The organism is Pseudomonas fluorescens (assembly GCF_001623525.1).
In the GTDB taxonomy this organism is placed as follows: domain Bacteria; phylum Pseudomonadota; class Gammaproteobacteria; order Pseudomonadales; family Pseudomonadaceae; genus Aquipseudomonas; species Aquipseudomonas fluorescens_Q.
In genome coordinates this window covers 2,722,785-2,733,883 of sequence record NZ_CP015225.1, presented here as the reverse complement: position 1 = coordinate 2,733,883, position 11,099 = coordinate 2,722,785, and the positions used below count along the sequence as shown (strand labels likewise).

The 11,099-nt window shown below is 61.8% G+C and carries 9 protein-coding genes; 2 read left to right on the top strand and 7 right to left on the bottom strand.

Features of this window, described 5'->3' with window-relative positions:
• Positions 1-151 precede the first annotated feature (151 nt).
• The 4 genes from ccoP to ccoN are packed head-to-tail and all read right to left on the bottom strand — an operon-like array spanning position 152 to position 3,355.
• Positions 152-1,108, bottom strand: coding sequence for a cytochrome-c oxidase, cbb3-type subunit III (ccoP, locus tag TK06_RS11660; RefSeq protein WP_063322202.1), 957 nt, complete (start codon positions 1,106-1,108; stop codon positions 152-154).
• On the bottom strand, positions 1,105-1,308 hold the full coding sequence (locus TK06_RS11655) for a cbb3-type cytochrome oxidase subunit 3 (RefSeq protein WP_063322201.1): 204 nt from the start codon (positions 1,306-1,308) through the stop codon (positions 1,105-1,107). The genes ccoP and TK06_RS11655 overlap by 4 nt, the downstream gene beginning before the upstream one ends.
• A 3-nt stretch (positions 1,309-1,311) precedes the next feature.
• Positions 1,312-1,920 carry a cytochrome-c oxidase, cbb3-type subunit II gene (gene ccoO / locus TK06_RS11650; RefSeq protein WP_063322200.1) on the bottom strand — a complete coding sequence of 203 codons (609 nt, stop codon included), beginning with the start codon at positions 1,918-1,920 and terminating at the stop codon, positions 1,312-1,314.
• Between the two features lie 10 nt (positions 1,921-1,930).
• The gene (ccoN, locus tag TK06_RS11645) at positions 1,931-3,355 is read right to left on the bottom strand and encodes a cytochrome-c oxidase, cbb3-type subunit I (RefSeq protein WP_060738426.1); all 1,425 of its coding nucleotides are present in this window, start codon (positions 3,353-3,355) and stop codon (positions 1,931-1,933) included.
• 96 nt (positions 3,356-3,451) lie between these two features.
• On the opposite strand from ccoN, the gene TK06_RS11640 reads away from it, so the two are divergent.
• Positions 3,452-4,144: an alpha/beta family hydrolase gene (locus TK06_RS11640; protein WP_063322199.1), complete on the top strand. Its 693-nt coding sequence runs from the start codon at positions 3,452-3,454 to the stop codon at positions 4,142-4,144.
• 91 nt (positions 4,145-4,235) lie between these two features.
• Here the strand turns inward: TK06_RS11640 and TK06_RS11635 are convergent, their stop codons facing one another.
• The 3 genes from TK06_RS11635 to acnA all read right to left on the bottom strand — a co-directional run bounded on the left by TK06_RS11635 (position 4,236) and on the right by acnA (position 9,779).
• Complete coding sequence (locus tag TK06_RS11635) at positions 4,236-5,801, bottom strand: methyl-accepting chemotaxis protein (RefSeq protein WP_063322198.1); 1,566 nt, start codon at positions 5,799-5,801, stop codon at positions 4,236-4,238.
• Positions 5,802-5,887: 86 nt separating this feature from the next.
• On the bottom strand, positions 5,888-6,676 hold the full coding sequence (locus tag TK06_RS11630) for a CPBP family intramembrane glutamic endopeptidase (RefSeq protein WP_063322197.1): 789 nt from the start codon (positions 6,674-6,676) through the stop codon (positions 5,888-5,890).
• 361 nt (positions 6,677-7,037) lie between these two features.
• Entirely contained in the window at positions 7,038-9,779 is a 2,742-nt protein-coding gene (gene acnA / locus TK06_RS11625; RefSeq protein WP_063322196.1) for an aconitate hydratase AcnA, read from the bottom strand.
• A 172-nt stretch (positions 9,780-9,951) separates the two neighbouring features.
• Here acnA and rlmM point away from each other — a divergent pair, with 172 nt between their 5' ends.
• A complete protein-coding gene (gene rlmM / locus TK06_RS11620; protein ID WP_063322195.1) occupies positions 9,952-11,025 on the top strand; it encodes a 23S rRNA (cytidine(2498)-2'-O)-methyltransferase RlmM in 1,074 nt (357 codons plus the stop codon).
• Positions 11,026-11,099 lie beyond the last annotated feature (74 nt).

Sequence of the window (11,099 nt, the reverse complement as noted above, 5' to 3'; positions counted from 1 at the left end):
AGGCAAGCTTAGACCCGATTCCGGGGAACCGAAAGAAAGACTATGGGAGGGGTGCGACAAAAAGAAGCAGCTGCGAGCTGCGAGCTTCAAGCTGCAAGCGAGTGCGCGTCGCTTGCAGCTTTTGCTTTTGCTTTTGCTTTTGCTTTTGCTTTTACTTGAGGCTTGCAGCTTGCGGCTTGCCGCTCAACTGCTCATCAGTCTTTGAAAGACTGTAAACGTAAGCCGCGAGCAGTTGCACCTTGTCATTGCCTAGCAACTCATTCTGCGCTGGCATATGACCCTGGCGCCCGTGACGGATGGTCTGCTGCAACTGGGCCAGGCTGGTGCCATAGATGAAACCGGCCGGTTGCGTCAGGTTCGGCGCGCCCATGGCTTCGGTCCCTTGGCCGTTGGCGCCGTGGCAGGCGACGCAGGTGGTGTTGAAGGCCTGCTGTCCGGCCTGCAGATCGGCACCGCTGTCTGCCGGCAACGGCAGGCCGGCCAGGTCGTGGCGTACATACGCGGCCACGTTCTTGACCCCGGCGTCCCCCAGTACTTCGCCCCAGGCGGGCATCGCCGCCATGCGACCGCCCATGATGGTGGTCTTGATGGTGTCGGCAGCACCGCCCCAACGCCAGTTGCTGTCGGCCAGGTTTGGGAAGCCAAAGGCACCCTTGGCGTCCGAGCCGTGGCAGACCGAGCAGTTGGAGGCGAACAGGCGGCCACCCATCTTCAAGGCCTGTGGGTCCTTGGCCACTTCCTCCACGGGCATGGCGGCGAATTTGGCGAAGATCGGTCCGAACTTGGCATCGGCCTTGGCCATCTCCTTTTCCCATTCATGGGCGCCGGTCCAGCCGCTCTCGTAGCCCGGCAGGATACCTTTCCAGTTACCCAGGCCTGGATAGAGGACCAGGTAGCCGACGGAAAACACCAGGGTGCCGGCAAATAACAGGAACCACCATTGCGGCAGCGGGTTGTCGTACTCCTCGATGCCGTCGAAGCTGTGGCCCATGGTCTGGTCGACACTGCCCTTGGTCTCGCCCTTGCGAGTGCCGATCAGCAACCACGTCAGGCCGATGAGGCTGCCGATGGTCAGTACGCAGATCCACGTACTCCAGAAGGTGGTCATGGCCGGGTACTCCTTGTTGCAGGGTCTTGGGGGGGGACGATGTCGGCAGCTGGCTCGTCGGCGAACGGCAGCAGGCGCGCTTCGGCGAACTCTGGACGACGTTTGTTGCTGAATACCCACAGGGTCAGGCCGATGAAGGCGATGAACACCACGACCGTGCCCAGGCCGCGGATCATTCCAGTACTCATTTCAAGAACCATGGCTCACCTCTTGCTCTTGATGGCAGTGCCGAGCACTTGCAGGTAGGCCACCAGGGCGTCCATTTCGGTCTTGCCCTTGAGCGAGGCCACGCTGGCGGTGATGTCGTCATCGGTGTACGGCACACCCAGGGTACGCATGGCGCGCAGCTTGCCTTCGGTGTGGCTGCTGTCTACCGCTTGGGTCACCAGCCACGGGTAGGCCGGCATTTTCGACTCGGGCACGACGTTGCGCGGGTTGTACAAGTGGGCGCGGTGCCAATCATCGGAGTAGCGCGCGCCAACCCGGGCCAGGTCCGGCCCGGTACGCTTGGAGCCCCACAGGAATGGGTGGTCCCAGACGCTTTCACCGGCCACCGAGTAGTGGCCGTAGCGCTCGGTCTCGGCGCGGAACGGACGGATCATCTGCGAGTGGCAGCCGACGCAGCCTTCACGAATGTAGATGTCACGGCCTTCCAGTTGCAGGGCGGTGTAGGGCTTCATGCCGTCCACCGGTTTATTGGTCACGTCCTGGAAGAACAGCGGCACGATCTGGGTCAGGCCGCCAATGCTCACGGCCAGGACCATCAGCAGCATCAGCAGGCCGACGTTTTTTTCGATTGTTTCGTGTTTCATGGTGGACTCCTCAGGCCATCTGCGCGGCAGCGGCGGCTTCGGCAGGCTGGTAGGCCCGCACAGTGCGCCAGGTGTTGTAGGCCATCAGCAGCATGCCGAGGAGGAAGATCGACCCGCCCGCCAGCCGCACGACGAAGCCTGGGTGACTGGCCACCAGGGTTTCGACGAAGGAGTAGGTGAGCGTGCCGTCCTCGTTCACCGCACGCCACATCAGGCCCTGGGCGATGCCGTTGACCCACATCGAGGCGATGTAGAGCACAGTGCCGATGGTCGCGAGCCAGAAGTGCGCGTTGATCAGGCCGATGCTGTGCATCTGTGGCCGGCCGAAGACTTTCGGGATCATGTGGTACAGCGCGCCGATGGAAATCATTGCCACCCAGCCGAGTGCGCCGGCGTGTACGTGGCCGATGGTCCAGTCGGTGTAGTGGGAGAGGGCGTTGACGGTCTTGATCGCCATCATCGGACCTTCGAAGGTCGACATGCCGTAGAACGCCAGGGACACCACCAGGAACCGCAGGATCGGGTCGCTGCGCAGCTTATGCCAGGCACCCGAGAGGGTCATCATGCCGTTGATCATGCCGCCCCAGCTTGGCGCCAGCAGAATCAGCGACATCACCATGCCCAGGGACTGTGCCCAGTCCGGCAGCGCGGTGTAGTGCAGGTGGTGAGGGCCGGCCCAGATGTACAGGGTGATCAGGGCCCAGAAGTGCACGATGGACAAGCGATAGGAATACACCGGGCGCTCGGCCTGCTTCGGCACGAAGTAGTACATCATCCCCAGGAAGCCTGCGGTGAGGAAGAAGCCCACGGCGTTGTGGCCGTACCACCATTGCACCATCGCGTCCGTGGCCCCGGCGTAGACCGAGTAGGACTTGGTGAGGCTCACCGGCAGTTCCAGGTTGTTGACGATGTGCAGGATCGCCACGGTCAGGATGAACCCGCCGAAGAACCAGTTACCAACGTAGATGTGCTTGGTGTTGCGCTTGGCCACGGTGCCGAAGAACACAATCGCGTAGGCAACCCAGACGATGGTGATCAGAATGTCGATCGGCCATTCCAGCTCGGCGTATTCCTTGGAACTGGTGTAGCCCAGTGGCAGGCTGATGGCCGCCAGCAGGATCACCAGTTGCCAGCCCCAGAAGCAGAACGCGGCGATTTTCGGCGCAAACAGCTGAGTCTGGCAGGTGCGCTGCACCGAATAGAACGAACTGGCGAACAACGCACAGCCACCGAAGGCGAAGATCACCGCGTTGGTGTGCAGCGGGCGCAGGCGGCCGAAGCTGGTCCAGGGCAAATCGAAGTTGAGCTGTGGCCAGACCAATTGGGCGGCGAGAAAAACCCCGAGCCCCATGCCGACGATGCCCCACACCACCGTCATAATGGCGAATTGGCGGACCACCTTGTAGTTGTAGGCGGTACTGATAGAAGTGTTCATGGTTCCCCATCCACGGTTCAGCCGAAGTGAGCGCCTGCGCAAGGCAGTGCGGCGTTCTTCGCCTGGAGTTATAGGCAGACTAAAAGCGAGATCAGCATGGACAAACAGCACAAGGCCAGTATTGACGGGGATCAATGGGTGCGGTGTGTGGCCGAACACGGTTGGCTATGGACGGCCGCGTGGCCGGGTGCCAGTGCCGAGGCGCCGACCCTGATCCTGGCCCACGGCGCCGGTGCACCGATGGACAGCGGATTCATGGAGGAAATGGCCGCGGGCCTTGCCGCGCATGGGGTCAACGTGCTGCGCTTCGAGTTTCCCTACATGGCCCAACGACGTTTGGACGGGGGCAAGCGCCCACCCAATCCGGCACCGAAGCTGTTGGAATGCTGGCGACAGGTGTACGCCACGGTGCGGCCTTATGTCGCTGGGCGGTTGGCCATTGGCGGCAAGTCCATGGGCGGGCGTATGGCGAGCCTGCTAGCCGATGAGTTGGGCGTCGACGCGCTGGTGTGCCTGGGCTATCCCTTCTATGCGGTGGGCAAACCGGAGAAACCGCGGGTCGAACACCTGGCGGCGTTGAAGCCCCCCACCTTGATCGTCCAGGGCGAGCGCGATGCGTTGGGTAACCGGGAGGCGGTGCAGGGGTATGAATTGTCACCGGGCATCGAGGTGATGTGGTTGGTGGCGGGGGATCACGATTTGAAGCCGTTGAAGGCTTCGGGGTTTAGCCATGGGCAGCATATGGAGGTGGCTGCGGGAAAGGTGGCGGCGTTTCTTCTCCAGGATTGATAGCGCCTGTCCTGGCCTCTTCGCGAGCGAGCTATCCAGCCATAAAAAACCCGGAAGCTTTCGCTGTCCGGGTTTTTTGATCAAGCAACGATCAGCGGTTAAACCGCTCCACCAACGAATACTGCGTATTGGCCGTGCGGGTCAGTTCTTCGCTGAGCAGCGCCGAGCTGTGAGCCTGGCCAGAGGTCTGGTCGGCCAGTTCCGAGATATTGCTGATGTTGCGGCTGATCTCCTCGGCCACTGAGCTTTGCTCCTCGGTGGCGGCGGCGATCTGGGTGGTCATGTCGGTGATGTGGGCCACCGCTTCGCTGATCCCCACCAGAGCCTCGTCCGCTTCCATGACCCGTGCCACGCCTTCTTCGGCCTGGCGATGGCCAGCGTCCATGGTCTGCACGGCGTTGGTGGCGGTCTGCTGGAGCTTGGCGATCAGGGCGTGGATCTGCCCGGTGGATTCGCTGGTGCGTTGTGCCAGTTGTCGCACTTCGTCAGCCACCACGGCAAAGCCACGGCCCATCTCCCCGGCACGGGCCGCTTCGATGGCGGCGTTGAGAGCCAGCAGGTTGGTCTGGTCGGCGATGCCTTTGATCACGTCCACCACGCCGCCGATCTCGTCGCTGTCCTTGGCCAGTTGGGTCACGGTCTGGCCGGTTTCGCCGACCACCACCGACAGGCGCTCGATGGCTTCGCGGGTTTCGCCAGCGATGTCGCGGCCGCGGCTGGTCAGGCGGTTGGCTTCCTGGGTGGCATCGGCGGTGCGCTGCACGTGGCTGGCGACTTCCTGGGTGGTTGCCGCCATCTGGTTGACGGCCGTGGCGACCTGTTCGGTTTCCACCCGCTGGCGCTCCAGGCCGCTGGAACTGTTATGGGCCAGGGTATTGGACTGGCGAGCCTGGTCGTTAAGGTGCTCGGCGGTGTCCTGCAGGCGGGTCAGGCAGGTTTTCAGGCGTGCTTCCTGGCTGAGGATCGACATCTCCAGGCGTGCCTGGACGCCGCGGCTGTCGGTGTACATCCGGGCGATCAGCGGGTCGGACGTGGTTTGCTCGGCCAGGCGCAGCAGGCGCTTGATCCCGCGTTGCTGCCATTGCAGGCCCATCAGTCCCAAGGGCACCGACAGCACGGCCGCCAGGGCAAAGCCCCAGGAGGAATCCAGGAACGCGCCGACGACGAAACTCAACTGGCTGACCAGGATAAACGGTAGCCAGTCCTGCAGCATGGGCACCCATTTGTCGCTGCCCGGAACTGCGGACTTGCCTTGGTTGATGCGTTGATAAAGCGCTTCGGCCCGAGCGATCTGTTCGGCGGAGGGCTTGACCCGCACCGATTCGTAGCCGACCACTTGATTGCCCTCGAACACGGGCGTGACATAGGCATTGACCCAGTAATGGTCGCCGTTCTTGCTGCGGTTCTTGACGATGCCCATCCATGGCAAGCCTTGTTTCAGCGTACCCCACATGTGTGCGAACACTGCGGATGGGACGTCGGGATGGCGCACGAGATTGTGCGGTGAACGAATCAGTTCTTCCTTCGAATACCCGCTGATGTCAACGAACGCGTCGTTGCAGTAGGTGATCACGCCCTTGGCATCGGTGGTCGAAATCAATCGTTGCTGGGCCGGGAAGGTCCTTTCGCGTTGTGTGACGGGTTGGTTGTTACGCATGTGTGTTGATCCGCAAGGCTTTGAAAGGCTATGAAAGGTTGTCGGCGGTGTCAGGTTTTAATTGAAGTTATTTTTGCCTGTCGCTATCACGCCAGCATCGGGTAGGTAAATAGGGCGAAATGAAGCAGATTGAGGAGAAAATGCGTAGCAATCGCCGCGCCCAGGCCGCCAAAACGATACGCCAGGCCGTAGCCGACCCCCGCCAGGCCCGACAACAGCACCCATTGCCAACCTGCGCCAGCGTGTACCAGGCCGAACAGCAGCGAGGTCAGGAGCAGCGCCAGGTTGTCGCCGTAACCCAGGTGTTTGAAGCGTCGGCTCAAGCCTCCTTGAATGTAGCCACGAAATAGCGCTTCCTCCACAAGCGTCACCAATAAAAGATTATTGAGCACCCACAACCAGGCGTGCTCCGGCCATTTTGGTGCCCAGTGGATCATGCCCAGCAGCATCGCCCCGCCGAGGGCCAGCACCGCGCTCAGCGCCAGCCCCAAGGCCGTGGCATAGACCGACAGGCGAAATGACCGCCGGCCGACGATCCAGGGGCAGGCCAGCAGCAGCCAGAATCCGATCAGGGGCTTGTCCTGGTTCAGGTACATGGCAAATGGCGCGGCGTCGTCGGTCAAGCGTTGCGCCGGGATCGCCCGCCCGTTGAAGAAGCCGGGCATCCAATGCAAGGCCAACGCCAGGGCCAGTACCACAAATAGAATGTGACCGAGAAACCGGCCGATTGGCATGGGTTGCTGGCGAACGGCATATCCGGCGAACAGCAATAGCGCGACTGAGATGAGGGCGGTCCAGGCCAACTGGCCGTAGGCCAGGGCCAAGCCATAGCCGATGGCGAGCATGGCCAGGTAGGGCCAGGGTAAAGCGGGCATACAACATCCTTTTAGACGGTAGAGCTTTGGGCGAAAGTGGCCGCCGCGTCTATGACGCTGCCATATTGCGCAAAGAGCACGTTTTGTATCCATGCAGGTTCATGCGTAGGAGGGGGCAAGCCGTTGGCTGACTCTGTTCCGTGATTGCCGACGGGATTATAGGCGGGCTCGTGCAAAAACGCCGCTTGTTAAAACGCTAATGACGGTCAGTAAGCCACAGGACCTGTGGAGCGAGCTTGCTCGCGATAGGGGCTTGTCAGTCAACATCGATGTTGGCTGTTCTACCGCTATCGCGAAAGCTTGCTCCCACAGAGGGGCTTGTTTTTCACTGACCCGTGTTCGCTGTAAGAAACGGGTCTTTCTAGCCGGCAATCAATTGCCGCAACACATAGTGAAGGATTCCGCCGGCCTTGAAATATTCCACTTCATTCAAGGTATCGATCCGGCACAACACTTCGATTCGCTCCTGGCTGCCGTCCTCGCGGGTAATGACCAAGGGCAGGTTCATGCGCGGCGTCAGTTCGACGTCATTGAGCCCGAGGATGTCCAGGGTTTCCTTGCCCGTGAGGTTCAGGCTCTTGCGGTTCTGGTCGAGCTTGAACTGCAACGGCAGCACGCCCATCCCCACGAGGTTGGAGCGATGGATACGCTCGAAGCTTTCCGCGATCACCGCCTTGACCCCCAGCAGGTTGGTGCCCTTGGCTGCCCAGTCCCGACTGGAGCCGGTGCCGTATTCCTGGCCCGCGATCACCACCAGCGGCGTGCCCACGGCCTGGTACAGCATGGCGGCGTCGTAGATCGGCATTCGTTCGCCACTGGGAATGTAGATCGTGTTGCCGCCTTCTTCGCCGTCGAGCATTTCGTTGCGAATGCGGATATTGGCGAAGGTGCCGCGCATCATCACCTGGTGGTTGCCACGCCTGGAACCGTAGGAGTTGAAGTCTCGCGGCTCCACGCCTTGTTCGCGCAGGTAGCGACCGGCCGGACTGTCCGCCTTGATGTTGCCGGCCGGGGAGATGTGGTCGGTGGTGACCGAGTCTCCCAGCAGCGCCAGGATCCGGGCGCCTTCGACGTTCTTGACGGCCGGTGGCGGCCCGTCGATGGCGTCGAAGAACGGCGGATGCTGGATGTAGGTCGAGTCGTCCTGCCAGACGTAAGTCGCCGCCTGCGGCACTTCGATGGCTTGCCATTGCTCGTCACCGGCAAATACGGCGGCGTATTCCTTGTGGAACATGCTGGTGTTGACCTGGGCGACGGCGGTGGCCACTTCCTGGCTGCTGGGCCAGACATCCCGCAGGTACACCGGCTTGCCGTCCCGGTCGTTGCCCAGCGGCTCGCTGCTGATGTCGATGCGCACGGTGCCGGCCAGGGCATAGGCGACCACCAGCGGTGGCGAAGCCAGCCAGTTGGTCTTCACCAGTGGGTGCACCCGGCCTTCGAAGTTGCGGTTGCCCGACAACACCGAAGCCACCGTCAGGTCGGCTTTCTGGATGGCTTTTTCGATGGGCTCCGGCAACGGTCCGGAGTTGCCGATGCAGGTGGTGCAACCATAGCCCACCAAGTCGAAACCGAGTTTATCCAGGTACTCGGTCAGGCCGGCCGCCTTGTAGTAGTCGGTGACCACCTTGGAGCCCGGGGCCAGGGAGCTCTTGACCCAAGGTTTGCGGGTCAGGCCTTTCTCCACGGCTTTTTTCGCCAGCAACCCGGCGGCCATCATCACGCTGGGGTTGGAGGTGTTGGTGCACGAAGTAATGGCGGCAATCACCACCGCGCCGTTTTTCAGGCGATGGGTGTGGCCTTCGAATTCGTATTCGGCTTCGCCCACCTGGTCGGCATTGCCCACCGCGACGCCACCGCCACCTTCACTTTCCAGGCGACCTTCTTCTTTACTGGTGGGTTTGACCTGCAACCCCAGGAAGTCGCTGAAAGCCTGGCCGACATTCGGCAGCGAAACCCGGTCCTGCGGGCGTTTCGGTCCGGCGAGGCTGGCCTCGACGCTGCCCATGTCCAGCTCCAGGGTGTCGGTGAACACCGGTTCCTGGCCGGGCAAGCGCCACAGGCCCTGGGCCTTGCAATAGGCCTCCACCAATTTCACCGTTTCCGCTGGACGTCCCGACAGGCGCAAGTAGTCCAGGGTCACCTCATCCACCGGAAAGAAACCGCAGGTGGCGCCATATTCCGGCGCCATGTTGGCGATGGTGGCGCGGTCGGCCAGGGGCAGGTCGGCCAGGCCGTCGCCATAGAACTCGACGAATTTGCCCACCACGCCTTTCTTGCGCAGCATCTGCGTGACGGTCAGCACCAGGTCGGTGGCGGTGATGCCTTCGCGTAGCTTGCCGGTGAGTTTGAAGCCGATGACCTCGGGAATCAGCATCGACACTGGTTGGCCGAGCATGGCGGCTTCCGCCTCGATCCCACCGACGCCCCAGCCCAGCACGCCAAGGCCATTGATCATGGTGGTGTGGGAGTCGGTGCCCACCAGGGTGTCCGGGAACGCGTAGGTGCGACCGTCTTCCTCTTTGGTCCACACGGTGCGGCCCAGGTATTCGAGGTTGACCTGATGGCAGATGCCAGTGCCCGGCGGCACCACGCTGAAGTTGTCGAAGGCGCTCTGGCCCCAACGCAGGAAGGCGTAGCGTTCGCCGTTGCGTTGCATTTCGATGTCGACGTTCTGCTCGAACGCCTGGCTGCTGGCGAATTTGTCCACCATTACCGAGTGGTCGATCACCAGGTCCACCGGTGACAGCGGGTTGATCCGCTGGGGATCACCACCGGCCTTCTCCACGGCGGCGCGCATGGCGGCCAGGTCGACCACGGCGGGGACGCCGGTGAAATCCTGCATCAACACCCGTGCCGGGCGGTATTGGATCTCTCGGTCGGATCGGCGCTCTTTCAGCCAACCGGCCAAGGCCTTGAGGTCGGTGCCGGTGACGGTTTTTTCATCTTCCCAACGCAGCAGGTTTTCCAGCAGCACTTTCAGCGACATGGGCAGCTTGTCCAGGTCGCCGAGGCTTCGGGCGGCCTCCGGCAGGCTGAAATAGTGGTAGGTCCTGGCGTCGACTTGCAGCGTTTTAAGGGTTTTCAGGCTATCGAGGGACGGCATTGCAATCACTCCTTTAAGTCCGCACGGCTACGGACTGACGGAACGGACAGAGCCTTTAACCTAGCCCTGTTTTGAGCGTATGACTAATCACTGGACTCTATGGGCAGGTTCGCGGTTCCGAACTCCGCTATCATGCGGCGGTTTTCGTGACAGGCTTTGCTACGGAGTTTCAATGAACACGCTTTTCATGCACTGCCGGCCGGGCTTCGAAGGCGAGGTCTGTTCCGAGATCGCCGAACACGCGGCCCGACTCAACGTTGCCGGCTACGCCAAGGCCAAACCGGCCAGTGCCTGCGCTGAATTTGTCTGTACTGAAGAGGACGGCGCCGAGCGGCTGATGGGTGGTCTGCGTTTCGCCGAACTGATTTTTCCGCGCCAGTGGGCGCGGGGTACTTTCATCGATTTGCCGGAGACCGACCGCATCAGTGTCATCCTGGCCCACATGGCTGCTTTCCCGACCTGCGGCAGCCTGTGGCTGGAAGTGGTGGATACCAACGACGGCAAGGAACTGTCGAACTTCTGCAAGAAATTCGAAGGCCCCTTGCGCAAGGCGCTGATTGGCGCCGGCAAGCTGGTGGACGATCCGCGCAAGCCGCGCCTGCTGCTGACGTTCAAAAGCGGCCGCGAAGTGTTCCTGGGCCTGGCCGAATCCGATAACTCGGCCATGTGGCCCATGGGCATTCCCCGCCTGAAGTTTCCCCGGGAAGCGCCGAGCCGTTCCACCCTCAAGCTTGAAGAGGCCTGGCACCATTTCATTCCCCGGGACCAGTGGGACGAGCGCCTGCACAGTGACATGACCGGCGTGGACCTCGGCGCGGCACCGGGTGGCTGGACTTGGCAACTGGTCAACCGTGGGATGCTGGTGACGGCCATCGACAACGGACCGATGGCTGAAAGCCTGATGGACACCGGCCTGGTGCAGCATTTGATGGCAGACGGCTTCACGTTCAAACCCAAGCAGCCGGTGGACTGGATGGTCTGTGACATCGTCGAGAAGCCAGCGCGTAACGCGGCGATGTTGGAAGAATGGATCGGCGAGGGTCATTGCCGCGAGGCGGTGGTCAACCTCAAGCTGCCGATGAAGCAACGGTATGCCGAGGTCAAGCGCTTGCTCGAACGCATCGCCGACGGTTTCAAGGCGCGGGGTATCAAGGTCGAGATCGGTTGCAAGCAGCTGTACCACGACCGTGAGGAAGTGACCTGCCATTTGCGGCGGTTGGATACGAAGAAACCGAAGTCCCGTTGATGCTGTCTTGAACAGCTTTTGTGGCGAGGGAGCTTGCTCCCGCTGGGTTGCGAAGCAACCCCGATCCAGAGAGC

Excerpts from the sequence above, each read along its gene's own strand:
- TK06_RS11635 (WP_063322198.1), bottom strand. The coding sequence starts at position 5,801 with ATGCGTAACAACCAACCCGTCACACAACGCGAAAGGACCTTCCCGGCC.
- ccoN (WP_060738426.1), bottom strand. The coding sequence starts at position 3,355 with ATGAACACTTCTATCAGTACCGCCTACAACTACAAGGTGGTCCGCCAA.
- TK06_RS11640 (WP_063322199.1), top strand. The coding sequence starts at position 3,452 with ATGGACAAACAGCACAAGGCCAGTATTGACGGGGATCAATGGGTGCGG.
- TK06_RS11655 (WP_063322201.1), bottom strand. The coding sequence starts at position 1,308 with ATGGTTCTTGAAATGAGTACTGGAATGATCCGCGGCCTGGGCACGGTC.
- TK06_RS11630 (WP_063322197.1), bottom strand. The coding sequence starts at position 6,676 with ATGCCCGCTTTACCCTGGCCCTACCTGGCCATGCTCGCCATCGGCTAT.
- ccoO (WP_063322200.1), bottom strand. The coding sequence starts at position 1,920 with ATGAAACACGAAACAATCGAAAAAAACGTCGGCCTGCTGATGCTGCTG.
- ccoP (WP_063322202.1), bottom strand. The coding sequence starts at position 1,108 with ATGACCACCTTCTGGAGTACGTGGATCTGCGTACTGACCATCGGCAGC.
- rlmM (WP_063322195.1), top strand. The coding sequence starts at position 9,952 with ATGAACACGCTTTTCATGCACTGCCGGCCGGGCTTCGAAGGCGAGGTC.
- acnA (WP_063322196.1), bottom strand. The coding sequence starts at position 9,779 with ATGCCGTCCCTCGATAGCCTGAAAACCCTTAAAACGCTGCAAGTCGAC.